The 24,833-nt window shown below is 34.8% G+C and carries 26 protein-coding genes, 1 riboswitch and 1 other annotated feature; of the genes, 17 read left to right on the top strand and 9 right to left on the bottom strand.

What is annotated here, in order from left to right; translation table 11 throughout:
- Positions 1-24 precede the first annotated feature (24 nt).
- Positions 25-169, bottom strand: a riboswitch (cyclic di-AMP (ydaO/yuaA leader).
- Between the two features lie 28 nt (positions 170-197).
- Complete coding sequence (locus I6L50_RS22495) at positions 198-668, bottom strand: GNAT family N-acetyltransferase (RefSeq protein ID WP_113935943.1); 471 nt, start codon at positions 666-668, stop codon at positions 198-200.
- A gap of 231 nt (positions 669-899) precedes the next feature.
- Between I6L50_RS22495 and I6L50_RS22490 the strand changes: the two genes are divergently transcribed.
- Both I6L50_RS22490 and I6L50_RS22485 read left to right on the top strand, forming a co-directional pair.
- A complete protein-coding gene (locus I6L50_RS22490) occupies positions 900-1,148 on the top strand; it encodes a GlsB/YeaQ/YmgE family stress response membrane protein (protein WP_113935942.1) in 249 nt (82 codons plus the stop codon).
- A gap of 65 nt (positions 1,149-1,213) precedes the next feature.
- A complete protein-coding gene (locus I6L50_RS22485; protein ID WP_219303167.1) occupies positions 1,214-2,335 on the top strand; it encodes an AI-2E family transporter in 1,122 nt (373 codons plus the stop codon).
- A gap of 28 nt (positions 2,336-2,363) precedes the next feature.
- Here the strand turns inward: I6L50_RS22485 and I6L50_RS22480 are convergent, their stop codons facing one another.
- Positions 2,364-3,521: a 1-deoxy-D-xylulose-5-phosphate reductoisomerase gene (locus I6L50_RS22480; protein ID WP_000241776.1), complete on the bottom strand. Its 1,158-nt coding sequence runs from the start codon at positions 3,519-3,521 to the stop codon at positions 2,364-2,366.
- A gap of 138 nt (positions 3,522-3,659) precedes the next feature.
- Positions 3,660-3,867 (top strand) — a binding site (T-box leader).
- Positions 3,868-3,918: 51 nt separating this feature from the next.
- On the opposite strand from I6L50_RS22480, the gene I6L50_RS22475 reads away from it, so the two are divergent.
- On the top strand, positions 3,919-4,917 hold the full coding sequence (locus I6L50_RS22475) for a tryptophan--tRNA ligase (protein WP_219303166.1): 999 nt from the start codon (positions 3,919-3,921) through the stop codon (positions 4,915-4,917).
- Here the strand turns inward: I6L50_RS22475 and I6L50_RS22470 are convergent.
- Together I6L50_RS22470 and I6L50_RS22465 are read right to left on the bottom strand one after the other, a co-directional pair.
- Positions 4,914-5,372 carry an NUDIX hydrolase gene (locus I6L50_RS22470; RefSeq protein ID WP_219303165.1) on the bottom strand — a complete coding sequence of 153 codons (459 nt, stop codon included), beginning with the start codon at positions 5,370-5,372 and terminating at the stop codon, positions 4,914-4,916. The two genes, I6L50_RS22475 and I6L50_RS22470, sit on opposite strands and share 4 nt — an antisense overlap.
- A 17-nt stretch (positions 5,373-5,389) precedes the next feature.
- On the bottom strand, positions 5,390-6,229 hold the full coding sequence (locus I6L50_RS22465) for a DUF2785 domain-containing protein (protein ID WP_002013997.1): 840 nt from the start codon (positions 6,227-6,229) through the stop codon (positions 5,390-5,392).
- Between the two features lie 123 nt (positions 6,230-6,352).
- Here I6L50_RS22465 and I6L50_RS22460 point away from each other — a divergent pair, with 123 nt between their 5' ends.
- The 5 genes from I6L50_RS22460 (at position 6,353) to I6L50_RS22440 (ending at position 10,949) form a co-directional block, all read left to right on the top strand.
- The gene (locus tag I6L50_RS22460; protein WP_219303164.1) at positions 6,353-7,075 is read left to right on the top strand and encodes a GNAT family N-acetyltransferase; all 723 of its coding nucleotides are present in this window, start codon (positions 6,353-6,355) and stop codon (positions 7,073-7,075) included.
- Between the two features lie 51 nt (positions 7,076-7,126).
- Positions 7,127-7,966 carry a hypothetical protein gene (locus tag I6L50_RS22455; RefSeq protein WP_219303163.1) on the top strand — a complete coding sequence of 280 codons (840 nt, stop codon included), beginning with the start codon at positions 7,127-7,129 and terminating at the stop codon, positions 7,964-7,966.
- Between the two features lie 89 nt (positions 7,967-8,055).
- Positions 8,056-9,087: a tyrosine-protein phosphatase gene (locus I6L50_RS22450; RefSeq protein ID WP_219303162.1), complete on the top strand. Its 1,032-nt coding sequence runs from the start codon at positions 8,056-8,058 to the stop codon at positions 9,085-9,087.
- A gap of 188 nt (positions 9,088-9,275) precedes the next feature.
- On the top strand, positions 9,276-10,190 hold the full coding sequence (locus I6L50_RS22445; RefSeq protein WP_219303161.1) for a phosphotransferase family protein: 915 nt from the start codon (positions 9,276-9,278) through the stop codon (positions 10,188-10,190).
- 48 nt (positions 10,191-10,238) lie between these two features.
- The gene (locus I6L50_RS22440) at positions 10,239-10,949 is read left to right on the top strand and encodes a YjjG family noncanonical pyrimidine nucleotidase (RefSeq protein WP_219303160.1); all 711 of its coding nucleotides are present in this window, start codon (positions 10,239-10,241) and stop codon (positions 10,947-10,949) included.
- A 498-nt stretch (positions 10,950-11,447) separates the two neighbouring features.
- Here the strand turns inward: I6L50_RS22440 and I6L50_RS22435 are convergent, their stop codons facing one another.
- Entirely contained in the window at positions 11,448-11,945 is a 498-nt protein-coding gene (locus tag I6L50_RS22435; protein ID WP_219303159.1) for a DinB family protein, read from the bottom strand.
- Positions 11,946-12,481: 536 nt separating this feature from the next.
- On the opposite strand from I6L50_RS22435, the gene I6L50_RS22430 reads away from it, so the two are divergent.
- Positions 12,482-13,444 carry a tubby C-terminal domain-like protein gene (locus I6L50_RS22430; RefSeq protein WP_219303158.1) on the top strand — a complete coding sequence of 321 codons (963 nt, stop codon included), beginning with the start codon at positions 12,482-12,484 and terminating at the stop codon, positions 13,442-13,444.
- Positions 13,445-13,700: 256 nt separating this feature from the next.
- Here the strand turns inward: I6L50_RS22430 and I6L50_RS22425 are convergent, their stop codons facing one another.
- Positions 13,701-13,901, bottom strand: a complete 201-nt coding sequence (locus I6L50_RS22425; protein ID WP_215551964.1) for a helix-turn-helix transcriptional regulator — start codon at positions 13,899-13,901, stop codon at positions 13,701-13,703.
- Positions 13,889-14,248: a DUF3796 domain-containing protein gene (locus tag I6L50_RS22420; RefSeq protein ID WP_219303157.1), complete on the bottom strand. Its 360-nt coding sequence runs from the start codon at positions 14,246-14,248 to the stop codon at positions 13,889-13,891. Before I6L50_RS22420 ends, I6L50_RS22425 begins: the two co-directional genes overlap by 13 nt.
- 331 nt (positions 14,249-14,579) lie before the next feature.
- Between I6L50_RS22420 and I6L50_RS22415 the strand changes: the two genes are divergently transcribed.
- From I6L50_RS22415 to I6L50_RS22390, 6 genes are all read left to right on the top strand, one after another.
- The gene (locus tag I6L50_RS22415) at positions 14,580-14,774 is read left to right on the top strand and encodes a hypothetical protein (RefSeq protein WP_002066080.1); all 195 of its coding nucleotides are present in this window, start codon (positions 14,580-14,582) and stop codon (positions 14,772-14,774) included.
- 88 nt (positions 14,775-14,862) lie between these two features.
- Complete coding sequence (locus I6L50_RS22410) at positions 14,863-15,588, top strand: ABC transporter ATP-binding protein (protein WP_002066081.1); 726 nt, start codon at positions 14,863-14,865, stop codon at positions 15,586-15,588.
- Complete coding sequence (locus tag I6L50_RS22405; protein WP_219303156.1) at positions 15,581-17,245, top strand: putative ABC transporter permease subunit; 1,665 nt, start codon at positions 15,581-15,583, stop codon at positions 17,243-17,245. Before I6L50_RS22410 ends, I6L50_RS22405 begins: the two co-directional genes overlap by 8 nt.
- A 56-nt stretch (positions 17,246-17,301) precedes the next feature.
- A complete protein-coding gene (locus I6L50_RS22400; RefSeq protein ID WP_219303155.1) occupies positions 17,302-18,060 on the top strand; it encodes an SDR family oxidoreductase in 759 nt (252 codons plus the stop codon).
- Positions 18,061-18,548: 488 nt separating this feature from the next.
- Complete coding sequence (locus tag I6L50_RS22395) at positions 18,549-19,274, top strand: hypothetical protein (protein WP_219303154.1); 726 nt, start codon at positions 18,549-18,551, stop codon at positions 19,272-19,274.
- A gap of 647 nt (positions 19,275-19,921) precedes the next feature.
- Positions 19,922-20,149: a DUF3947 family protein gene (locus I6L50_RS22390; protein ID WP_002084417.1), complete on the top strand. Its 228-nt coding sequence runs from the start codon at positions 19,922-19,924 to the stop codon at positions 20,147-20,149.
- Between the two features lie 210 nt (positions 20,150-20,359).
- On the opposite strand, the gene I6L50_RS22385 is transcribed toward I6L50_RS22390, so the two are convergent.
- On the bottom strand, positions 20,360-20,734 hold the full coding sequence (locus I6L50_RS22385; protein WP_000625800.1) for a winged helix-turn-helix transcriptional regulator: 375 nt from the start codon (positions 20,732-20,734) through the stop codon (positions 20,360-20,362).
- A 109-nt stretch (positions 20,735-20,843) separates the two neighbouring features.
- Between I6L50_RS22385 and I6L50_RS22380 the strand changes: the two genes are divergently transcribed.
- Positions 20,844-21,530: an NAD(P)H-dependent oxidoreductase gene (locus I6L50_RS22380; RefSeq protein ID WP_372585446.1), complete on the top strand. Its 687-nt coding sequence runs from the start codon at positions 20,844-20,846 to the stop codon at positions 21,528-21,530.
- Positions 21,531-21,614: 84 nt separating this feature from the next.
- Here the strand turns inward: I6L50_RS22380 and I6L50_RS22375 are convergent, their stop codons facing one another.
- Positions 21,615-23,288, bottom strand: coding sequence for an alkaline phosphatase (locus I6L50_RS22375; RefSeq protein ID WP_219303153.1), 1,674 nt, complete (start codon positions 23,286-23,288; stop codon positions 21,615-21,617).
- Positions 23,289-23,541: 253 nt separating this feature from the next.
- Between I6L50_RS22375 and I6L50_RS22370 the strand changes: the two genes are divergently transcribed.
- Complete coding sequence (locus I6L50_RS22370) at positions 23,542-24,594, top strand: pyruvate kinase (protein WP_219303152.1); 1,053 nt, start codon at positions 23,542-23,544, stop codon at positions 24,592-24,594.
- The last annotated feature ends 239 nt before the right edge of the window (positions 24,595-24,833 follow it).

Here is a 24,833-nt window from a genome sequence, read left to right as displayed (position 1 = left end):
AGTGTGTAACATAGGCAAAAAGCACCTTCCTCTCCCATTACGCTTACGAGGTTAGCTGTCGGACTCGGGAAGTGAGAGTTTCCCTACTTAAAAAAGATTCGCCCCAAGTAGCAAAAAGCTACATTAATGGTTCCCCCGCTCCAAAATTTGGACTCAGCAAAAGGTTGTATAAAGTAAAAAATAACATAAATAAATAATTAAGTCAAACTATTTTGTGTTTTCTGTCTTTTAAGTTGCGTAAGAATCATGCCATCAGGTAGTGTTGTATCTGTTACTTCAATGAAGCTGTGTTTTTTATATAATGTGAGAGCTGGAGTATTGGCTTTACCTGTTTGTACAATGTATGTCATTGAAGACGAGAACATGTTAAATATATAAAGTAGCAGTTTCGTTGCGATTCCTTTTTGAAAAAAATCGGGCGATACAACTAATCTGTGGATATCGATTAGTTCTTCTTCTTGTATAAAAGAAATAAAGCCGACGAGTTTATTTTCAGAGAAATATCCATAGAATGTTTCATCACAATTTTGAATATCGTTTACAGTATCATATAAACGAGGTATTGCAGTACTGTTTAAAAAGTCTGCTTCAATTTTATAAGCTGGAATTTGAACATTTAAAATGGATGTTGCTACTTCATAAGAAGTGGGAAGTAATTTATGAATCATAGATAATAACGCCTCCCTTAAATATGATATATTAATATAATTGATTTGTGGGTAAGTTTGACAATTTTTTTCTTTTTTGCATATAATATATGTATCTCCATACATAAAATATTCGTAGGTATATTTCTATAGTAGGATATGGTTAGCGTAGATAAATACGTAATCTTATATAAGAGTTTAGCTACTCTTGTATTTGATAATACAAACTATAATAGAAATGAGGGACTAAAAATGGGATGGATTATTACATTAATAGTTGGTGCTATTATAGGTATAATTGCTAGTTCTATAACGGGTAAAAATTTTCCAGCTGGTATGTTTGGAAATATAATTTCTGGTTTACTAGGAGCTTGGTTAGGTAGTAGATTATTTGGATCTTTTGGGCCATCGTTTGGTGGGATTCATGTCGTACCAGCATTATTAGGTGCAATTGTGTTAATTCTTATTGTATCATTTGTAGTAAAAGCTGCAAGGAAATAAAGGCTATTATTAATTATTTCATAAAGCCCTTTTTAGGGCTTTTCCTAATTAGAGAGGTGGTACACTTGGAGAAAGTAAATATAAGAAAAAGAGATAAGTTGAAAAAGTTTTTTAAAGAACAAAATTATTTAGCTGTACTACTTGGATTCGCGTTGCTGTTTGTAAATATATTATTACTTACAAAAATATCATTCGTTTTTACACCGTTCGTCGTATTTTTAAAAACAATCTTTTTCCCAGTATTATTAGCGGGAGTACTATTCTATATATTGCATCCATTCGTTTCTCTTTTAGAGAGAAAAGGTGTGTCGAGAATTGTGTCAATTGCCTCGATATATATAATTGTTCTTGGATTATTTGTTTTTCTTGCGGTCACGGTTATTCCAATTATTAAAGATCAAGTAAATGCTTTAATAGATAACTTGCCATATTTCGGGCATGAAATTGAAAGGGCAGCACGTAAATTGGGAGAAAGTAATGTAATTGGTAGAATGCAGGAAAGTTTAAATATTGATGTTGCTAATATCGTAAAAGATTCTACAATGAACTTTACAAAATCATTATCATCAGTAACAGGAAATGTAACTGGATTTTTAAGTACAATTACTGAAGTTGTTTTAACATTTGTAATGGTTCCATTTATTTTGTTCTATCTTTTAAAAGATGGTGAGCAATTACCGAATCATTTTTTAAAGTTTATATCTGAGCAAAGACAACCAGCTGCGAAGAGAATACTAGATGATATGCATTATGCGATTAGTTCGTATATTAGAGGACAAATTATTGTTAGTTTATTTATCGGTATTATGCTATTCATTGGTTATCTAATAATCGGCATTAAATACGCTGTATTACTTGCTATTTTGGCGATGATTGTAAACATTGTTCCGTATGTAGGGCCAATTATCGCTATAACGCCAGCGTTAATTATCGCTTTTATTGACTCGCCAGCAATGATTTTAAAAGTAATTATTGTCATGATGGTTGTACAATTAGCAGAGGGGAAATTTATTTCACCACAAGTAATGGGCAAAAAGTTAGACATTCATCCAATTACTATCATTTTTATTATTTTAACGGCCGGAAATTTATTTGGAATTATGGGGATTATTTTAGCAATTCCAGGATATGCGATATTAAAAGTGTTAGTTACGCATAGTTATAGATTTGTGAAGTTGAATACGTGAAAAAAGAGCTAAAACAGATAAAACTGTTTTAGCTCTTTTTCATTAACAATTGATTTGCGTATTGGCGTGCCCATTGATCAGCTTCTAATATAGCATCGAGTGAAGGATCTTTTACGTTATGATGAGCTTCAATTGTATTGTAAATTGTTTTTTCGATATCGAAAAATGCAATTTCATTTTTAAGAAATAGTGCATTTGCAATTTCGTTCGCTGCATTTAATACGGCTGGAGTTGTACCACCAATTTTTCCACATTCAAATGCATATTGTAGACAGGGGAACTTCTCTAAATTTGGTTTTTCAAAATGCAAACTACCAATTTCTAATAAATTTAATTTTTCATAGGATGAAGGTAGTCGAGTAGGGTAGTGAAACGCATATTGAATCGGCATTCTCATATCAGGAGCACCGAGCTGTGCCATGACTGATCCATCAATAAATTCCACTAAAGAGTGAATGATACTTTCTTTATGAATCATAACATCAATTTTTTCATAAGGAATATCGAATAGCCACTTAGCTTCCATCACTTCAAACCCTTTATTCATTAACGTGGCAGAATCTATCGTTAGTTTTGCGCCCATTAACCAGTTTGGGTGTTTTAAAGCATCCTTGGCTTGTAATGTTTTCATTTCTTCACGTGTTTTATCACGAAAAGCGCCGCCAGAAGCTGTAACAATTAATTTTTCGATTTCCTTATTATTTTCCCCATTTAAACATTGGAAAATAGCTGAATGTTCACTATCAACTGGAATTAGGCGGCATCCGTTTTGTTTCGCTAGTTCGGTGACGATATGCCCAGCCGCAACTAAAGTTTCTTTGTTAGCGATAGCGATATCTTTCTTCGCCTTTAGTGCTTCAATTGTTGGGAGTAAACCTGAAACACCGACAACTGAACTTAATACAAGATTTGTATCAGGATGGGTAGATACTTCAATTAAACCATCAGTTCCATATGTAATTTTTGTATTTGTTGAAATACGAGAACGTAATGTGTCCGCTAATTCTTTTGTCGCTACGCTTACAATACGAGGCTGAAAAGATTCGATTTGTTTTTCGAGAAGATCGATATTATAATTTGCGGTTAAACCGACGATTTTAAAATGTTCAGGATGAGCGGAAACGACATCTAATGCAGATGTGCCAATGGATCCTGTTGAACCTAAAATGGATATATATTTTACCATGAAAAAACCTCCAAAGTTGTTTCGAGTATTTCTGCAAACCTATATATTATTAGACAATTAAGGTAGAAATTCCTGCTATATAAAACAGAAAATTAGGGTTTAATTGGAAAGGGAATGTGATAAACTGTAAAAAATAACTAAAAAGCAATGAAAGAGAAGAGTACATGTTCAAAACTTTTCAGAGAGCTGATATGTGGTGGGAATCAGTAAGGGATGAATATGGAATGGGCTCTGGAGCTTCTAACTGAAATGAGTAGGTAAAGACGGTTACTTCACGTTATCGAAGTATGAAGTGAGCTAATGATAGCTAATAAAGGTGGTACCGCGGGAGTCTCTCGTCCTTTTTTAAGGATGAGAGGCTCTTTTTGTTTTTTATTTTGAGAAAGGAGGAGTTAGGATGAGCGAGAAAATTATGTTAACAGGAATTAAGCCGACAGGTTATCCGCATTTAGGAAATTATATTGGTGCAATTAAACCTGCATTGCAAATGTCAAAAAATAATGAAGGAAAAGCATTATATTTTATAGCTGACTATCATGCGTTAAATGCTGTGCATGATCCGAGTCAGTTTAGTAGTTATACGAAAGAGGTAGCAGCTACTTGGTTATCACTTGGACTTAGCGAAGACGTTATTTTTTATCGACAAACAGAAATACCGGAGATTTTAGAATTAACGTGGATACTATCTTGCCTAACTCCGAAAGGTCTTATGAACCGTGCTCATGCGTACAAAGCGAAGGTAGAGCAAAATAAAGAAGCGGGATTAGAGATAGATGATGGAGTTAATATGGGATTATATACGTATCCGATTTTAATGGCGGCTGATATATTATTATTTCAAGCTACTCATGTACCTGTCGGAAAAGATCAAATTCAGCATATTGAAATTGCGCGTGATATTGCGACGTACTTTAATCATACATTTGGCATGACATTTACACTTCCTGAGTATGTGATACAAGAAGAAGGAGCGATTTTACCTGGTCTTGATGGAAGAAAGATGAGTAAAAGTTATGGGAATGTTATCCCGTTATTTACAGAGCAAGAAAAGCTACGAAAGTTAATATTTAAAATCAAAACCGATTCTTCACTTCCAAATGAACCGAAAGAGCTAGAAACGTTATTTACAATTTATAAAGAATTTGCGACAGAAGATGAAATGCAGTCGATGCGTGAAAAGTATGAGACCGGCATTGGATGGGGCGATGTGAAAAAAGAGTTGTTTCGCGTTGTAGATCGTGAATTAGCCGGACCTCGTGAGAAATATGAGATGTATATGAATGAGCCAAATTTATTATACGAAGCGTTAGAGAGAGGTGCTGAGCAGGCACGAGCTATCGCAAAGGTAAATTTAGCGGAAATTAAAAAACGGATTGGATTTGAGAGGGGACGTTAAGCGTTCCCTTGTTTTTGCTGGTAATCTGTAATAATCCTATCAATAACAGGAGGGAGATTACTAGGTAATTCATCAAGTGAAAAGAAGCGCAGTTCTTTCGATTCCGTTTGATCGCATACAAGCTCACCGTGGAATTCTCGGCAAATATAAACAACGAGTACACCATGAACTTGATCACCGTTTGGATAGATTTGAAAGAAATCAGCTCCTGAGTATGTACGGAAAAGTTCTGGATTTTTAATGATAAGTCCGGTTTCTTCATATACTTCTCGTTTTAAAGCGTCTTCTAACGTTTCGTTATATTCTAAGGCGCCTCCAATAATGCCCCAGCGATTAAAATCTGTACGGAGCTGCAGTAATATTTCATTTTTCTCATTTAATATAATGGCGTGTGAACCTATTAAAATAAGTGGATGATTTCCTACTAGATTTCTCATGTCTTCAATATAGCCCATAATTCTTCTCCTTATATTTAATAATAATTAGGCAGTTCTTTTAACATTTTTTCTGTTTTACGTGCTGTAAATGCTAAGTTATGATCATCTTTTGTTCTAAAAAATAATGTGCGTAAAAAGATTTTAATGTTTGCGCATAAAATACAATACTCATTAAGGGAAAGACGTTTTCTAATTTGAGGAAGCCTTTTTATTTTTTTATAAATAATTGAAATTAACTCATCTTGCGGGAAGTCATGATATAGCATAGATAGTAACGGTGTAACAATTCGTTCATCTTCATTATTATGAAAAAGATCCGATGGGATGAAAATTTTATTTAATAAACAATGAATTAATTCCTCGTACCATTCAAAGGTCGTATAGGAATTGTGAACAATTTCAGAAAAGGCATCAGATACGTGGGCAAGACAATGAGCCCATCCTTTATTTTCAATATAGCCTCGAAAATCCATTTCTAAGTTTGTGTATGTAATGAGTTTGTTTTTTATTTCTTCGATATCCTCCTCTGTAAAAAAGTAGTGCGAGTTAGCGAATTGGAGTATTAATGCAAGTAACGAAACAGTATAAGAACGTGTGAAAACCCCATCTGTAAGTGGGGAGTGAATGTCACAATATAAATACTCATCACTTAAACAAGTTTGTAGAAGTAATTTCAGTTGATCGTCCATAAGGAATTCATGATGAATGAAATGTGCAAAACATTTATATATAAGTTGGTAACGAACGTAACTATCAGTTGTTCCGATATACTGAAGCATATTGAGCGTTAACTCATTAATATCTATATGTTGCAGTTGCGTATAGTCATTTTGTTGTATAAGCTCCAACTGTTGTTGCAATGCTGTAATATCCAATGGAGAACCTCCTCCGCACTTTAAAGATGCAATGTTTTCTAGTATTCTATATATTCAAGGACAATCCTGCTCATGCAAGGAGAACAAGTAGAAATTCGAGTATGACATAGATGAGGGAAGTATATGATGACTATAGAACAGTTAGAAAAACATTTTAAAATAAGAAAAAATGCTTCTTCTATAATGATAAAAGAAAATGATGCAGAGGTTTTTACAGAAGAGCAATTAGAAGAGATAATGCAATATTGCGTTGCTGAAGCTGAAAAAGATGGAATAGAAGAATTGCAATTTGAGATTTCTTCAAAAAGCCCAAACTATGATGTGTATAAGAAATGTTTCGAAACGTATTCATTTGAATATATTACTGAAAATATGATTGTATTTAAGGATATATATGAAGTAGAAGATATAGAAAGTGAAATTGATTTTAAGCTTATTGAAGAGATAGGCGAAGCCGCTTTTTATTCACTGTGGAATGAAGTGACGGGAGAACAAATCGATTATGATCAATTTGTAAATACGATGCTACAAGAAATAGGTGGGCAATGGAAAGAACATTGTTTAACAGCAAGTATCGATGAAGAGCCAATAGGAATTGTAATCCCGCATATTGAAAGAGGTACGTTAGAAGAAGGAAAACTTATGTATTTCGCAGTCGCTCCAAATATGCGAAATAAAGGGTATGAAGCAGCATTCTTTACAGGGGCAATGTTTGTCTTGAAAGAAATAGGTGCATCTTATTATATTGGCGAGACAAATGTACAAAACGAGTGGATGAAGGATGTCTTTGAAAAGAACGGATGTCAGTTGCTGAGTTGTACTGAGCGATATGTGAGGAAGTTTTAGGAGGATGAATGGTGTATACTCTCGAACTCGTATAGCGGGAGGGGACTATATATGTTAAAGCAATCCATGCATTCATTCGTTTTACTGTATCCACATGTATTGTTAGAGAATTGGAAAGTTGAAAAGGTTTCAGAACGTTATGAAGGTGAAAAGTGGGAAACTTTTTGGTTTCAGGTTGTTACTCCAACTGGAATGTTTCGTGTAAAAGAGTTTTTTCTAGATATAATGGAGCCGGTATTTCCAGATAGTTGTATTTCTCAAGCAAAAGGAGCTTGTTTTCAATATAAAGGGCTTGTGTATTGGAAAGGTGTAAATTATAAGGCAAAAGAAAGTTACGTTACATCTAAATGGAAAACACAAATTGAAATTTCTATTGATCGTGGATATGTAAACCAAGATGAAATGGAAAGATTTCTATTTGGGTTACAACCTGTAAATATGGAGTTGGCGAAAACGATATTACATACACCATTTCATTTATTAAGCTTTCAAGCGAAGAGAGGTGAAATGGGTGAGATAGGAAGATGTCGTGAGTGGAATGCTCCCGAAGACGTATCCTATGTTAAATTATCAATTCATGGAAAGTTAAGTTGGAAACTTGAATCAGTTGGTTGCGGAAATGATGAAATACAGTATGTATACTGGGATGAAGATAGTAAACTATATGCACTTTGGGTTTGTCGGCATAAAAACAAAGTGTACTATCCTGTTTCTTCTTGGACAATGAATTATGGCCCAAAACAAATTATAAATGGATTAGAGTTTTATTCGCACCCTGATCGCGGGACAGTTGTATATGAAGATTTAGGTGATGAACAAATCGCATACGTATTTCGAGGGAATCCGTGTACAAATTTTGAACAAGTAAAAGAACTTTTTGCCTATTTGTAAGATAAAAAGAAAAATGAGAACGACAAAATGGATATTTCTATAATACAATAAAGAAAGATTCGATTATATAAGAAAGCGTTGGTGAAAGAATGGAGCAGCAAAGAAATTGGTTACAAGCGACTGTAGAAAGAAATGAAGATAATACGTTATATATAAAGTGGGAAAATAATATAGAAGAAGTTCGTATTTACTGGAGTACTTCACCAGATCATATTGAAGAAAATGGAGAATTACTTGCAACAGTAAATGGAGAATCATCATGTACAATTGAAAACCCTAGTGAAAATGAGCGTCCATATTTTAGACTAGTAGGAAGTAATGGACAAGCAGTGACAGTAGCTGAGCGTAGATTGCCATTACAAGGCGCGTTTAACTTCCGTGATATGGGAGGATATGAAACGACTGAAGGCCGTAAAGTAAAATGGGGCAAGCTGTACCGTTCTGAGGAATTAGCAGGACTAACAGAGTGGGATATCGACTATTTACAAAAGTCTGGCTTAAAGCTAATTTGTGACTACCGTACAGACTTTGAAGTGAAGCATAAGCCGAATCCAGAGATTACAGGTGCTCGTCAAGTGTGTTTACCAGTTATGCAAGATTTAGCGAAAGACTTAAACATAAATGAATTTTTCCAAGTTGGTGACCTTTCTATGTTAGGGAAGCCAGGTGAGTATCTTGTGAAAATGAATCAAGATTTCGTAAGTGGTAATGAAGCATTCGTGAGTTTCTTAAACTTAGCGCAAAATCCAGAAAACTTACCATTAGTAAACCACTGTACAGCTGGAAAAGACCGTACAGGATTTGGCTCAGCATTATTATTACTTTTACTAGGTGTACCGGAAAAAACAGTAATGGAAGACTACTTACTAAGTAACGGTTTCCGTGAAAAGTTAAATGAAAAAATGATGGCGTTTTTAGGTGCGAAATTACAAAACGACGAAAGTAGAGCAATATTAGGTGCGATGTTTGAAGCTCGTGCTGAATATTTACAAGCTGCGATTGATGAAGTTAAAAAGCAATACGGATCAGTGGAAGCATACGCTGAAAAAGCTCTTGGCTTTACGAAAGAATCGCTAGAAGAAATGAAAGTGTTATTGCTAGAAGATAAAGTGAAACTTTAATCAGTGGGGGGGTTCATCCCCACTGATTATTAGCCTTCACCAATCAGGCGTTAATGCGGGATAAATAATGAGGAGGGAGGCTAATTGGATTAGCCTCCTTTTATTATTGTTGCTATAATTTTGTTTATGAGGATTGTTGTACACCGGGGAGAAAATGGATGAAAAGAACTTAAGAATCGGGGGATAAAATGATTCATACACGTGTAAAAGCAGAGGAGTTAAGAGGAAAGTTAGCAACAATACTAAGTCAAGATTATAAGGAACTAGCTGTTCAGGATTTAAAGGTGATTGGAACGGGAGTGCAAAATATTGTTTTTTGCGGAGATTCAGAAAAGGGACCTTTAGCATTTCGAGTGCCGTGGGAAAGAGAAGTAGAAAATATAAATGAAGATTTATTTAATAGTCGGATTTCATTGCAAAAGGAAACAGAGCTTTCTAAGTTTTGTTATTCAAAAGGTATTCCAGTGCCAAAGATACATGGATTGCATCTTTCTGCCGAACTTGATTTTTTAATATCGGATTATGTATCTACTGATCATATGCCAATTTCTGCATGTAAAATAGGGAAGTTAGTTAGTGAGCTTCATAGTATACCAATCGATGGTTTACAATATGAGCAGAACATTAGAGAGCCTATTAGTAAGTATATAGCGGAACGCATTGTGAAACGGATAGAAGGTTTTAATACAATTACGAACTGTGGAATTAAACTTCCAGAGACAAAAACAATTGAACATATTCTTAGTACAGCTGATCATGTAAAGAGTTTATTGCATATGGACATTCGACCAGCCAATTTAATTGGATATAACGGAGAAATTAAAGCGATAGTGGATTGGGATAACGCTCTAATTGGTCATCCATTATTGGAGCTTATGAGAATAGCTGAAACGAATGAGGTGAATTGGGACGAATTTGAAGAGGGATATAAGAATGATAGTATCTTTAACGATACCCCGCATATTGTTAGTTTATTTTATAGGTTAGATACAGCAGTCATGCTTGCAAACTTATTTATAGCACATTTGAAAATAGAAGATAAAGGTGTATTCTATAAAGAGCGGGTTAAAGCACTTTATAATGAAATATATATAAGCTTATAATTAAGCTATGAGAATGAAGTTTTTAAATTAGGAATTGAGGCGAACATCATGAAATACAAAGTAATATTATTCGACGTAGACGATACATTATTAGATTTCCCTGAAACAGAAAGAAACGCATTACATAACGCGTTTGTACAATTTGGCATGCCTACAGGGTATAATGATTATCTTGCAAGTTATAAAGAGATTAGTAATGGATTATGGAGAGATTTAGAAAATAAAATGATAACGCTAAGTGAATTAGCGGTAGATCGATTTAGACAATTATTTGCTCTTCATACTCTAGAAGTAGATGCGCAGCATTTTAGTGATGTATACCTTGAAAACTTAGGGGAAGAAGTACATCTTATAGAAGGTGCAGTGCAATTATGTGAGAATCTTCAAGATTGCAAGTTAGGTATCATTACGAATGGATATACAAAAGTGCAACAATCTAGAATTGGAAATTCGCCTTTATGTAACTTCTTTGATCATATTATTATTTCTGAAGAAGTCGGCCATCAAAAACCAGCGCGTGAGATTTTTGATTATGCGTTTGAAAAGCTTGGGATTACTGATAAATCAAGTGTACTAATGGTTGGAGACTCGCTAACTTCTGATATGAAAGGTGGAGAAGATTACGGTATTGATACGTGTTGGTATAATCCGAGTCTGAAAGAAAACAAGACAAGTGTTAAGCCGACCTATGAAGTGGAGAACCTGCTACAAATTTTAGAAATTGCGGAAGTGGCGGAAGAAAAGGTAGTCTCATTTTAATCTTGTTAAGATTTGTCGAATAGTTGATATATTGTAAGTTACGGTAGATGTATTTGAAAATCGTGCATATAATTTCATATACTAAGATATGAGACAAAAAAGATGGCACCAAGTCAAAATAATTTTACTGAAAGAAAACAGAAATAAAATTAGAACCATTTAAACAAGCTGGAATTGAAATTGAGGATTAATGTGGAGAAGGTTTTGGAAAACAGAAATAACACTAAATAATATATTTAGCTGTTTGTAATTGGTCATTACAAACAGCTAAAAAAAACGATTGCCTCTTAGGATCCAAGCAATCGTTTTTTTATTTTTTTGGGAGATGAAATTTGTATTTTTATACCCTATCTCCATCAAGTTTAAAAAATGTTTGTTCCCCAGTAATGAAAAAAATGAATTTAATTCTCATAAATAACTGTAAAGTGGTAAAAATTTCGTTTTGGGTGTAATTTAAAATCTCAAGTTAATGGGCATGGGGTGGAACCCTTTCCTTGTTTAGACCGGATATCCGCCTGTTGGCGGTGGCCAAGCACTAAATAATCTGCGAATCAGCACAATTTCTCCTAAATGGTAGGAGTTATGAGATGCAATATTCCGTAGAACACCGCCAGGGGTTTCATCAGGCCATTCCTCCAATGTTTTGTCCAAGTGAACAGTTTGGGCGATCGTGCATGCCTGTTCAATCCCTTGAAGAAAATACTGAATAATCTGTTGCCACTCTTCCTCACTGCCAGGGCATTCTTCTTCAGGCCAGCTCTCTTTTACATGGGCAGGCAATGCAGGCTTCTTCCCCTGAGCGGATAATAAGAGAAAATCTTGCCAATAGGTCATGTGTTTCACTAATTGATAAATAGAATAAGGCAGTTCCTCTCTGCGTTTTCCCGCAAGCGCCACGTCTATATCCGACAAAGCATTCTTGATGGGAAGATGTCCTCGTTCCCCTCTTAACGATTTTACTAATGCCTGGCTAAACGCTTTATTTGATTGCTCCATAATAACTGACTCCCATCCTGTTTTATTTTCTAATTTGCTGATTTTATGATTCCGTCTTTTTTATATGTACTAAATAAATTATAGAAGCTTTACGACTATTAAGAGAAAGTAAAATAAGGCAAGAATCACTGACTTCTTAACGTACAGGAAATCGTAGGTTTTTATTTAATTAGTACCTTAATGTACAATTGTATTAACAGATAAATCAAAGGTTCGAATGACAACATTCAGGTCTGCGTTAATATCAGCCACTTTTGATTTTAGCTTTTCCGATCCCTCCTGAATTTTATCCAATTGATTTTATTGTGAATGAACTATGAGTTGATTATAATAATTAGAGTGAACTCTAAGTCAAGAAAAAAATAATAAAAGGATAGTTATTCTATTATGAGGGAGTTCGCGAAGCAAAAATAGCGCTACTATACTAAGGTCATTCACATTTTATAATGCGATAATTAAATATTTATATATACATAGTTTCTCAGAGTGATGCGATGTCATGTATGAGCTGTGTAACAACTAGAGGTGAGTGAAGGATGTTAATGTTTTTATTTGAGTTAGACAAGGCTATCCCGCAGAAGGATGAGCCACGGTATGCCGCTTATGCAAATGGCTTTATTGAAGGGGATTTAACGATTCGCGTGAGTGACAGCGTATTTTTTCAGAAGTCATGCATGAAGGTTGCAGAGCTTGGCATTTATTTAGGACAGTGGATGGAACAAGTGCAACATGGGCAGAAAGAACAATTGAATTATGAAACGAGTGACCGTGAGGAAGTAATTCTCGGATTCGTATATGAAGAGGAAGATCAGTGGAGAGTTTTTTCCAGTTGGCAGCAATTTGAACTTCAAGAGCGTATATCAACTACAACATTAGTAGAGAGCGTCGGGCGTTATTTATATGAGCTAAATAAGGAACTGCGCGCGATAGGATATCCTGTGACGTTTGATCAGTACTTAAGAGGAGAGCGAATGATGCAGCTTTCTTATAAACGACTGTGTGATAGTAAAGCGGATACGACTTCAATAGAGGTTTACAATGGAAGCGAAGGAGTAGGCGCAGTACGGGGCTATTATAAAAATACGTTGATGAAAGTGCTAGACTTCATTCCGAAAGTCGGTAGTAATATCATTTATGAAATAAAGGATAGTAAGAACAATATTCGCGTCATTGCAAAGGATGTAAGTAGGCAGCGTCAAAGAAGGATTTTAGTAACGTACGTCGATAATAATGATGCAGAGCATGAAATAATGGTATGTGACGGAAAGTTATTGGATGCAAATTTCTTATTTACCTTTACATATAAGACAGAAGAATATGTTGTTCACAAAAATTCACTTGGGATTGGAAAGCTATTACGAAAGGGCTATGTAATCGCAGATTGGAATATTCGTCTTGAGGAAGATATGTATTATATCGAGATGAGTGTATATGATGAGGATTATATAGAGGATCAATACTTACTGTTAGGCGTATTTCATGCGGTTTTGTATGGGTGATAAATGAAAAGTACTGGTATTCTTCATGGGAAGGATACCAGTACTTTTTTTATGTGGTTCTGGAAAAAGTACGGTATTTTCGTTGCAACATACTGGTCGCTTTGATGAATGTAGTGATAAAAACCATAAAAAATAGGCGTATCAAGCAAAGTGTTGATACACCTTAAAACTACATTGTTAAACAACATGCGTCATCGTGTAGTATACCTTTTATTACTGTAGATTCAATATTATATATTAAACTTGGTGCCCTTTATTAATCCTCAAAAATAAAAATCTCATCAATCGTACTATGTAGTGCCCTCGCTATATCGTGAGCAAGCTGTAAGGAAGGATTATATTTTCCTTTCTCGAGATGGCTAATTGTTTCACGGCGTACACCGACGCTTTTCGCTAAATCTTCCTGCGTCATATGTACTTTGGCACGATATTCTTTTATCTTCGTTACGAACGCCATGGTGCATCTTCCATTTCATCAACTGGTTTATCGTAAAAGAACATAGAGAATCCGAATGTAAGAATGAGTGTGCTGAAAATAAGAGCAATATCAATCTCTTGTAGTGTAGGATTCGGAAATAACATTTCAATAAACATAATGATAGCGGTAGTTAATAACGTAACGATAAAGGCGTTGCGGCAAGATTTATTGACGATTTGTTCAAAAAGCTCATCGTGATGAACTTTTCTATACGTCGTGAAAAAGGAGAAGAAACAGAACAGAGTAAACAATCCTTTTTCATAAAAAAATCCGAGAAACCCAAAGAAACCGAGAAATCCTAAATATTTTATCCAAGTCGTTTTCATGATAGATTCTCCTTTCGATGTTAGAAATAAAGTGAAACTTTAATCAGTGGGGGGTGTTCATCCCCCACTGATTATTAGCCTTCACCAATCGGGCGTTTACGGGCAGCAGGGCTCCCACCTAACTTCTTTGCTCCAGCCGAATTTTGAGGTGGGAGTCTTACTGTCAGTTAATGCGGGATAAATCACTATATGTTATAAATATATCACATATGGAAATTCATAGTAATAATAGTTTTACGATTTATTTCATAATAATAGCAAAAAAGGTTAAATATTCTGTAAAATAAAAAGGGAAATATCGTAAAATGGATGTAAGGAGGGGGAGGAAGAAATGTTAACTGGGATAATGATTGTTATATTACTTGTAGTTATTACTGTAATTGGAACGGTGTTAATTGGGCGAAATGGTGATGCGAATTATAGTAAAGCGACAACAGGAAATATTAAACGACTTACGATGATTTATATAATACTAGCCGTTGTTTTAATCGTTGGATTAGGAATTTATATTTATTTTAAAGGTTGAAAAAACTGAAAAATATAAAAATCTAAAAATATAAGTATGCTATAATGTTAATATAGTTAATTGGTAATTAAGGAAAGGATTGGATGTAATGATCGAAATTTTGAATGTGTCAAAAAGTTATAATGGATCTAACTATGCAGTAAAAGATTTAAGTTTATCTGTACCGAGCGGAGAAATCTTTGGGTTTTTAGGACCGAATGGTGCGGGTAAATCAACGACAATTAAGATGATTACTGGTATTCATGGGGTGGACAAAGGAACCATTACAATCAACGGTAAAGATATTATGAAAAATCCGATGGAAGCGAAGAAAACATTTGGCTATGTTCCAGATAGCCCGGATATGTTTTTACGATTAAAAGGGATTGAATATTTAAACTTTATGGCTGATATGTATGAAGTACCGAAGGAAGTAAGACAAGAACGAATAGAGTCATTAGCGAAGAAGTTTGATCTGTACAATGCTTTATCTGATCAAATTCAAAGTTATTCACACGGTATGAGACAAAAGATTGTTATTATCGGTGTGCTCGTACATGAACCAGATGTGTGGATTTTAGATGAACCGTTAACAGGGCTTGATCCGAAATCTGCCTATATTTTAAAAGAAATGATGAGAGAACATGCAGATAAAGGGAAGATTGTATTTTTCTCGACACACGTATTAGAAGTAGCTGAAAAAATATGTGACCGCGTCGCGATTATTAATAAGGGAAATCTTCAGTTTAAAGGGAATTTAAATGAAATGAGAGACCATTTTGAATCCAATGAATCACTTGAAAAAATGTTCTTGGAGATGACGGGAAATGAGTAAAATTTGGACGTTAACGAAAGTATTATTGAAATTAAATTATGCAGATTTCATAACAGATAAAAAGAAAAGATGGGCGTATTTATTTTCATTTGCAGCCATTTTATTTGTAGGTTTTTTAATATTCGGTTCGATGACCCATGGAATATATGAAGGAATGATACACCTCGGACAGGATCCAGGAATTGTTATTGCGATGGGATTAGCAGTTGCTAGTATATGGGTATTTTTGATGAGTATTATGAACATTTTAACAGTGTTTTACTATAGTAATGATGTTGAAATGTTGCTACCGTTACCGTTAAAACCAGCGCAAATTATTTCGGCAAAGTTCTTTACAGTGTTAATTACACAATACGTAATGAGCTCGTTTATTTTATTGCCTATCTTTATTACTTACGGTTTAAAGAGTGGTGCTTTCATTACATATTACATTTATATGATTGTCATTTACTTATTCTTCCCGATCATTCCGCTAGTTTTAGCTTCGTTAATTATGACAATTATTATGAGGTATACGAATATAGCGAAAAATAAAGATCGAGGAAGTATATTTATTGGAATCGTAAGTATACTATTTATCGTCGGAATCAATGTATTTATGCAATGGAGAAATAAAAGTGCAGTATCTGGAGCTGGAGATTCGGTTGCGAATTATCTTGCAAATAATGAATCCTCACTTTTCATACAAATGACAAATTATTTTCCAACTACATATTTTGGAGCGATGGGATTAGTAGAAAATGCATCGTGGAAGGGAATATTATACGTACTAATATACATTCTTATTTCTATCGCATTTTTCGCGCTGTTTTACTACATTGCAGAGCGTACATATTTGAAAGGAGTTATTGGACTTTCAACGAGTACAGCAAAGAAAGAGGTAATTTCAGCAGAAGGTTTACAGAAATCAACGGTACAAAGTTCGCATTTAAAAGCATATGTGAAAAAGGAATTTAAAACGTTATTCCGCACGCCACAATTTTTCTTAAATTGTATTGTGCAAACTTTCGTTATGCCAATTATGCTGTTCTTTGTTTTGTTTGTACAAGATGGAAATTTAAAATGGATTACAGGGTATATTGATAATCCAGAATCAGCAGGTTTTGCAATTGGTGTTGGCCTTTGTGCGTCGTTATTTTTAATGGGAAGTAAGGTTATTGCAACAACGTCATTCTCACGAGATGGAAGCTCTTGGTTTGTGAATCGTTACTTACCAGTAAAGGCTTCGGATATCTTTTTTGCGAAAGCAATAACTGCTTGGTTAATTAATGTGGTCATTTTAGCAGTATTCGGTATTACGATGGCAGTTGTAGCAGGTATTTCGCCAGTCTTCATGATACTTTGGTTCTTACTAAGTGCGAACGGTTTATTGTTAATTAATTTAATAGGTACACGCTGGGATGCACAAACTGCAGATATACATTGGGATACAGAGCAGAAATTATTTAAAAGTCGATATACAACTTTGTGGAATTTTTTAGCTAATATTTTAATAGCTTTAGTTATTGTAGCAGGTGTAAGTGTATTATACTTCTTCCTTCAAGTAGGACTTTGGATTATGTTTATCGTTTTATTTGTAATGTTTACGATTGTAAATTATATCTTTATTAAAATTTTAAAATTAGGCGCTGAGCGTATATTGTCAAATATTCAATAAGAAGGTAGATCCTCTGTATTCGTGCAGAGGATCTACGTATAGATGGAGGAGAAAAGGTGAGGAAAATAGCAATTGTAACAGGGGCAACTCGTCTGAATGGAATTGGTGCAGCTGTATGCAAGGTGCTTGCTCAAAAGGGGATAGACGTCTTTTTCACGTACTGGCCTCGGTATGATAAAGCAATGCCGTGGGGAATGGATGATCAAGAACCCTTTTTGTTGAAAAAGGAAATTGAAAGTTACGGCGTTCGATGTGAAATGGCAGAAATCAACTTATCGCAGTCTTATTCGCCTAATCGTTTATTGTACATGGTATCAGAACATTTAGGTGAGCCATCTATTCTTATTAATAATGCGGCGTATTCTACTCATACGAAAATTGAAGAGTTAGATGTAGAACAGCTAGATAAACATTATACAGTTAATGTTCGTACTCCTATGCTATTAAGTTCATTATTTATGAAACATTTTTCACTCAAAACAAGTGGTAGTATTATCAATCTTACTTCTGGGCAGTCACTAGCGCCAATGCCAGATGAACTAGCATACGTAGCAACGAAAGGAGCAATAGAAGCATTTACAAAGTCAGTTGCACCAGTAGCTATGGAGAAGGGGATTACAGTCAATGCTGTTGATCCAGGACCGACGAATACAGGATGGATTACAGAGGAATTACAGCATCATTTAGCATGGAAATTCCCGCAAGGTAGAGTTGGAGAATCGGTGGATGTGGCACGTTTAATTGCTTTTTTAGTAAGTGAAGAGGCGAAGTGGGTTACTGGGCAAGTCATTCATTCGAACGGTGGTTATTCATAAAAATATTATGTTAACAAGTGTTGAGAAATAAAAAAATTAGTAATTATTTTGTTTTTTTATAAATAAAATGTCAAGAAAGATAAAAAATTGATAGGAGAGTATGTTGTCATTTGTAGATTGTAAATCTTCATGTGACAACATACTCTTTTTCTTTTGCTACAGAGGAGGAAAATGTAGTAGAAAAAACTCGAATATTAAAATGAATTTATCGTTTTTTGTACGTATTATTATGAAGATTACTGTCGGAAAGATGGTGATTCGTATGAAAAGGGATTTTTTAAGGGGAAATAGAATCGTAAAGAGGAGGATAAAGTGAAACTTTAATTAGTGAGGGGGTGTTTATCCCCCACTGATTATTAGCCTTCACCAATCGGGCGTTTACGGGTAGTTGATCTCGCACCTAACTTCCTTGCACCATCCGACTTCTGAGGTGGGAGTCTTACTGCCCGTTAATGCGGGATAAATTATATAAACATAGGGGGATTTATATGAAAATGAAAAAGGTCGCTATCGCATCAGTAGCAATTGGTACAATGCTTACAATGGCAGCTTGTAGTACATCCACAGATAAAGATGCAGCAAAGAAGGATCAGGCAACTGCACAAAATGAAGAGCAATCGAAAACGACAAGTGCAGATGAAGCGTCAAAAACAACGAAAGATACTGAAAAAGACACAAATACTTCTTCGAATGAAAAAACAGATAAGGATGCAAAAAATACAAAGGAATCAACAGGAACAGAAAGTAACGGCAAAACAACAAAAGAAAAAGAAACGACAGGAAAAACGAATGATCAAACTACTAGCGGGAAAACAACAGATCAAAGCACAAGTACAAACAATAACGGAAAGACAGCAGATCAAAGTACAAGTACAAACAATAACGGAAAGACAACGAAAGATCCGAAGAAAAGCGTTGCTGTGAAAACAAATGTAAAAGAAGTCGTTACATTAATTGAAAGCTTGGACAAGCAATTAGCTGCAAATCCTAAGTTAGAAACAGTTAATAAAATCGGAAAACAAATTAATGAGAAGTGGGATGTCATTGAAAAAGAGTTAGAAGCATCACATCCGACTGAATATAAAACAATTGGCCAAAGTATGTATCCGTTAATTGTAGGAGCGGAGAAAGAAAAGATAGATGTTAATAAAATGAAGTCATTAACGACGAAAACGAAAAAGGATTTAAATCAATTATTGACGAAGCTTTCATAGTTTCAAAAGCCTACTCGTGTGAGTAGGCCTTTTTAGTTTGTTGAGGTAGTATGTGAGGCTAAAGTTGTTTCAAAACAAATTAAACATGATGAAACGGTGAATGAAGATGGAAGGCAAAAATTAAATAGCGCCATTTCAAAGTTAGAGGTACTGATAAAAAACGCTATAAAATAGTTATTTAATTAAAAAGTAGTTAGCTGTTGCTAACTGCTTTGCTCCCTGAAGAGTCCTCGTTATGTAATTTAGATGAAGATATTAGCTATTAAAAATATAGCTCCTATCAAAATTAGAGATTCAAATAAAATCAAAAATTGGTTTTTCTTTGGCTTTTGAAATTCCTTTATTAAGCCAAATACTGCACTTATACCGAAAACAATATATAGACAGATTATTATGGTTTCTAACGTTTTAAACACTCCTAATATATAGATATTTTAATTATACACCAAAAATAAAATTTATGTAAGATTTTAACAAAAACCTTATTTGAGGGTCATTTAAAAGAGATTAGGGATATAAAAAGGCTGTAGAGGATAAGCCAACTACAGCCTGAATATGAAAAATTTCATAAATAATCCACTTTAATTCAATATTCATAGTATGAAACATGAAGACAAAAATATATGCAGAGGTGAGGTGAATAAAGAATGTTTTTCAATTATTTTTACAATGAAACGCAAATGCGCCCTTTAGGAGGGCAGGGTCCTGCGCAAAGCACTATTCAAGCTGTTCATCATGCTATACAAGCACAGCAACAAGCATTACAAGCGCAACAAATGCAACAAAGTTATTATCCACCACAATCGTATTATTCATTACAGTCTTATTATCCACCACAGGTGTATTACCCATCACAATCATATTACCCGATGTAGATTACACAAGAATGGAATTTGTTTTCGATCGTTACCGTATGAAACTGTATATGTTTTATAGCGAACAATGACAAAATAAAAATAGCTCTTTGATGGGGATAGGCTGCAAAAATATAAATTTCATATTTAAAAAAAGAAAAAAGATTGCCTGTATCCTAAGGGGCAATCTTTTTTGAGTTGTTTGTAATGGCTAATTACAGGTTTTAAATACTATTTAGTGTTATTTCTACTTTCCAAAACCTGCTCCATATTATTGGTCGCCCATTCCATCATTAAAAGGATAATTGGACGTAGTGACTCACCGAGTTCGGTTAGCGAATATTCTACTTTAGGAGGCACTTCACGATATACCTCCCGATGTACGATGCCATCTGCTTCAAGTTCTCTAAGTTGAAGTGTTAACATTCTCTGGGTGATATTAGGTTTCAACCTTTTTAATTCATTAAATCGTTTTTTACCATCTAACAAATGATAAAGAATAACCCCTTTCCATTTCCCACCAATAACCTCGACGATAGCTTCTACGGGACAAGAATATTTATTTAAAAATGGATAATTTATATCATCTTCTTTTGAACTAATCATAAAAAGACTCTCCCTTAACAATAGTATCTTTTTTGATACTATAGCACATAAATGTGCGTACTTGTAACGTTGATACTTAAAAAATATAATTTAGTTGAGTAATAAATTAATGAAAAGAGGATTTTTTATGACTAACACAAAACAAAAAATTATAGAAGCTTTTAACTTTAGACATGCATGTAAAGAATTTGATCCTATGAAGAAAATTTCAGAAGATGATTTTAAATTTATTTTAGAAACAGGAAGATTATCTCCTTCTTCTTTTGGATATGAGCCTTGGAAATTTATTGTGGTACAAAATAAAGAATTAAGAGAAAAACTATTACCATATTCATGGGGAGCAGGTGGGCAACTTTCAACAGCAAGTCATTTTGTCATTGTTCTTTCAAGAAACATCAAAGATATGCACTATGATGCAGAGTATATTCAGCACATGATGAAAGATATTATTGGATTGCCTGAAGAAGCCCAACAAATGAGATATGAATTCTTCAAAAAATTCCAAGAATCGGATTTTAAATTGTTAGACTCCGAACGTGCTGTATTTGATTGGTCATCAAAGCAATCTTATATTGCTTTAGCTAATATGATGACTAGTGCAGCTCAAATCGGTATTGATTCTTGTCCAATGGAAGGATTCGATAAAGAAAAAGTAGATTCTTTACTTCGTCAAGAAGGAATTTTAAAAGATGATAATCTTGAGGTGTCAGTTATGGTTGCATTCGGATACCGTAAAGGAGAACCAAAATTTAATAAAACAAGACAAACTATGGATACTATTGTTGAATGGATTTAATAAGATAAATTTGTATCCATATAACGAAAAAAACGCTACCCTTTCTATAGAAAGGATAGCGTTTTTTTTTGTCTGTTTTTAAATTTAGCGAGAATGCTTTGTGAATAGTTGAATTGCTTTTTCAGGTACATAGAATTTCCCGTTGCTTTCTACAACAACACTTCCTAATTCATAATCTTTTTCACCGATACAGATAATATTTTTATTAACAAACAATTTGGCCGCCGTATTATTGCGTTTTACTACAAGCACCGGGTTTCGTACATCTTTTTTGTCAATCGTTACAGTTGCACCAATTTGTTTAAAGGATGTTTCAGCATCTAAGAATAATTTCTTAGATAATTCTCCTAATTGAAAGCCCATTGCTTTGGCCATTATTTTCGCAACGTCTGTATTTTGGACTAAACCGTATGGCTTTTGAGGACCGTAAGAGTATAAGAATACATCTTCACCCGTATGACCACCAGTTGTAAAACCGATGTTCGCACGGTTGGCCAATAATTTAGTAAGGATTGGACCTACATCAGCTTTCTTATGTGCAGCGTTTAACTTTTCTCTTTCATCCTCAGTTAGGTCGTCTAAACCGTAAAGAGCAGCGACCTCTTTTATATTAGATAAATCATCTTTTAGTTTATTTGTAGCACCCTCAAGTGTCATTTTCGCCTTTTTCAGTGGAGCAATGTAAGCTGATACTGGGGTGGTATCATATCCTTTTGTAGTATTGCTGTTGCCAATGGAAATACCGCTATTACCATGATCCGCTAAAGCAATGACCATAGTGTCACCGTCTTTTTTCGCAAATTCTAATGCTTCTGTAACCGCATCATCAAACGCCAATATATCGCTAATCATCCCGATTGGGTCATTTGCATGTGCTGCCCAATCTGCCTTACTGCCTTCTACGAATAAGAAGAAACCATCTTTATCTTTTGATAATGTTTGAATGGCTTTTCTCGTCATCTGGGAAAGAGTTGGCTGATTAGGATTGGTTATTCTACGATCCATATCGAACGCAAGGGCAGTATTAGAGAAAGCACCCCAGATTTTATTTGATTTGGAGTTTAATAACGTATCTTTTGTTTCGACAAAGTCGTAGCCTTTGTCTTGAATCACTTTTACTAAATCTTCGTTGTCTTTACGAATTCCGTTGCTTGTCGTAGGCTGAAGTGCCGCCTTGCCACCACCTAATACAACTTCTATATTTTGATAAACTTGCTGTTCACCAAGCACTTCAAAATTCTTGCGGTTAGCATGGTGGGCAGAGAAACTAGCCGGAGTAGCATGTTGAATTTCTGATGTAGCAATGATTCCTGTCGCGCGGCCGGAACGTTTAGCGCCTTCTAAGACGTTGGCAACTGGACGAAACTTGCATTCTTCTTTAATGGGTTCTAAGCCAGGTGAGTTCACAACAGAAGGTAATACGCCCACGTAGCCTGAATTTGATTTATTTCCTGTCGCTAAAGCTGTGGCTGCTGGTGCAGAGTCCGTAATAGCTGATTCTGCCGAATACGTACGAACACCTCCGGATACAATTTGATCTAGTGCAAGAGGTGAACCTTTGTACCACCGAGCTAATGTTGTAGCGGAAGAACTTGTCCCATCTATAACCATGAAAATTACATTTTTAGGTTGCTTTCCTGCTTTTTTTACCTCAGCTTTTACCTCGTTATCGTTCATTATGCTTCCTGCTGCTAATGTAAATAGTGCTACCGTTCCCGCTAATGTTAGTCCCATTATTTTTTTTCGAAGAGTAGTCATTGTGGTTCCCCCATAGGTCGTTTTCGATATCCAAATCTAACGTTCGTATGTAAACAAGATTTATTATTAGTAGTACCCTATTGCAACGAAACTAACAATAACTATGGAGTCAAAAAGTTAAATTTAAGCTACTTACTCAGCAATCGCTTCTCCTCATATAAAACCTCTGTGCACCCTTAGTTGTACGGTCTTTCTTATAAAAAGAATCTTCTTTTTATTTTAGGGGAAACATTTAAAAAAGGATGGTGGGAACATGACAATTGATCGAGTTTGTACAATTGGGCCAGCGAGTAATAATGAAGAAACATTAGCGCAGTTAATAAACAATGGTATGAAAATTGTTCGGTTGAATTTATCACATGGAACGCATGAAAGTCATAAAGACATCATTCGTTTAGTGAAATCGTTAGACGATTCTATTAAAATTCTAGGGGATGTACAAGGTCCTAAAATAAGATTGGGTGAAATGAAAGAGGAACAAATTACACTTGAAGCAGGGGAGTTATTTATTTTACATACCCATCCAGTTGAAGGGAATAAAGAAGAAGCAAGTGTTGATTATGTGGGGATTGCGAATGACGTGAAAGTTGGAAGTAGAATTCTTATTAATGATGGAGAAGTTGAGTTAATCGTTGAAAAGGTAAGTACGGAAAAAATAGAAACGAGAATAAAAACCGGTGGAAATATTGCCTCTCATAAAGGGGTAAACTTACCAGGTGCAATTGTTAGTTTACCAGCTATTACGGAGAAAGATAAAAAAGATATTCAATTTCTTTTAGAAGAGGAAGTTGATTTTATTGCGTGTTCTTTCGTTCGAAAACCTAGTCATATAAAGGAAATACGAAGTTTTATACATGAACATAAAGAAACTTCCCCAAATTTAATTGCAAAAATAGAAACGATGGAAGCAATCGAGAATTTTCAAGACATATGCAAAGAAGCGGATGGCATTATGATTGCAAGGGGAGATTTAGGTGTGGAATTGCCGTATCAATTTATTCCACTGTTACAAAAAATGATGATTCGTGAGTGCAATCGAACGAATACATATGTCATTACAGCGACACAAATGCTTCAATCTATGGTAGATCATTCTATTCCTACAAGAGCTGAGGTGACAGATGTATTTCAAGCTGTATTGGACGGGACGAATGCTGTTATGCTTTCTGCTGAAAGTGCGTCAGGGGAGCATCCAATCGAAAGTGTGAAAACGTTACGTCTCGTTTCGGAATTCGCTGAGCATGTGAAAAAAGATGGGCCTTTTGCGATGAAAGATGTATTGGAATTGCTGCATAAGTCTCTTTAGTTTATATAGAAGGATTTATCTCTCATCCTAAAAACGTACGGAAAGGAATCAGGATAGGAGGTGCTATTTTAGTATTTACTTACAGATTGAAAGGTGGCATTCCAGCTGCCTATATGAAAGAATCGTTATGGGACATGGAGGTCTTTCGGAAATCTAAAGAAGGATTTTAAATTAATTAATCCAATTATCTCATTTAAAATATGTTCATTCCTATTCATAAATGATATCCTTATAGTTGA

It is taken from the genome of Bacillus sp. FDAARGOS_1420 (assembly GCF_019344915.1).
GTDB classification, from domain to species: domain Bacteria; phylum Bacillota; class Bacilli; order Bacillales; family Bacillaceae_G; genus Bacillus_A; species Bacillus_A mycoides.
The sequence above is the reverse complement of the archived record's forward strand: the minus strand, read 5'-3'. Positions and strand labels throughout refer to the sequence as shown.

Excerpts from the sequence above, each read along its gene's own strand:
- I6L50_RS22495 (WP_113935943.1), bottom strand. The coding sequence starts at position 668 with ATGATTCATAAATTACTTCCCACTTCTTATGAAGTAGCAACATCCATT.
- I6L50_RS22490 (WP_113935942.1), top strand. The coding sequence starts at position 900 with ATGGGATGGATTATTACATTAATAGTTGGTGCTATTATAGGTATAATT.
- I6L50_RS22480 (WP_000241776.1), bottom strand. The coding sequence starts at position 3,521 with ATGGTAAAATATATATCCATTTTAGGTTCAACAGGATCCATTGGCACA.
- I6L50_RS22475 (WP_219303166.1), top strand. The coding sequence starts at position 3,919 with ATGAGCGAGAAAATTATGTTAACAGGAATTAAGCCGACAGGTTATCCG.
- I6L50_RS22470 (WP_219303165.1), bottom strand. The coding sequence starts at position 5,372 with ATGGGCTATATTGAAGACATGAGAAATCTAGTAGGAAATCATCCACTT.
- I6L50_RS22460 (WP_219303164.1), top strand. The coding sequence starts at position 6,353 with ATGATGACTATAGAACAGTTAGAAAAACATTTTAAAATAAGAAAAAAT.
- I6L50_RS22455 (WP_219303163.1), top strand. The coding sequence starts at position 7,127 with ATGTTAAAGCAATCCATGCATTCATTCGTTTTACTGTATCCACATGTA.
- I6L50_RS22450 (WP_219303162.1), top strand. The coding sequence starts at position 8,056 with ATGGAGCAGCAAAGAAATTGGTTACAAGCGACTGTAGAAAGAAATGAA.
- I6L50_RS22445 (WP_219303161.1), top strand. The coding sequence starts at position 9,276 with ATGATTCATACACGTGTAAAAGCAGAGGAGTTAAGAGGAAAGTTAGCA.
- I6L50_RS22440 (WP_219303160.1), top strand. The coding sequence starts at position 10,239 with ATGAAATACAAAGTAATATTATTCGACGTAGACGATACATTATTAGAT.
- I6L50_RS22435 (WP_219303159.1), bottom strand. The coding sequence starts at position 11,945 with ATGGAGCAATCAAATAAAGCGTTTAGCCAGGCATTAGTAAAATCGTTA.
- I6L50_RS22430 (WP_219303158.1), top strand. The coding sequence starts at position 12,482 with ATGTTAATGTTTTTATTTGAGTTAGACAAGGCTATCCCGCAGAAGGAT.
- I6L50_RS22425 (WP_215551964.1), bottom strand. The coding sequence starts at position 13,901 with ATGGCGTTCGTAACGAAGATAAAAGAATATCGTGCCAAAGTACATATG.
- I6L50_RS22420 (WP_219303157.1), bottom strand. The coding sequence starts at position 14,248 with ATGAAAACGACTTGGATAAAATATTTAGGATTTCTCGGTTTCTTTGGG.
- I6L50_RS22415 (WP_002066080.1), top strand. The coding sequence starts at position 14,580 with ATGTTAACTGGGATAATGATTGTTATATTACTTGTAGTTATTACTGTA.
- I6L50_RS22410 (WP_002066081.1), top strand. The coding sequence starts at position 14,863 with ATGATCGAAATTTTGAATGTGTCAAAAAGTTATAATGGATCTAACTAT.
- I6L50_RS22405 (WP_219303156.1), top strand. The coding sequence starts at position 15,581 with ATGAGTAAAATTTGGACGTTAACGAAAGTATTATTGAAATTAAATTAT.
- I6L50_RS22395 (WP_219303154.1), top strand. The coding sequence starts at position 18,549 with ATGAAAATGAAAAAGGTCGCTATCGCATCAGTAGCAATTGGTACAATG.
- I6L50_RS22390 (WP_002084417.1), top strand. The coding sequence starts at position 19,922 with ATGTTTTTCAATTATTTTTACAATGAAACGCAAATGCGCCCTTTAGGA.
- I6L50_RS22385 (WP_000625800.1), bottom strand. The coding sequence starts at position 20,734 with ATGATTAGTTCAAAAGAAGATGATATAAATTATCCATTTTTAAATAAA.
- I6L50_RS22380 (WP_372585446.1), top strand. The coding sequence starts at position 20,844 with ATGAAAAGAGGATTTTTTATGACTAACACAAAACAAAAAATTATAGAA.
- I6L50_RS22375 (WP_219303153.1), bottom strand. The coding sequence starts at position 23,288 with ATGACTACTCTTCGAAAAAAAATAATGGGACTAACATTAGCGGGAACG.
- I6L50_RS22370 (WP_219303152.1), top strand. The coding sequence starts at position 23,542 with ATGACAATTGATCGAGTTTGTACAATTGGGCCAGCGAGTAATAATGAA.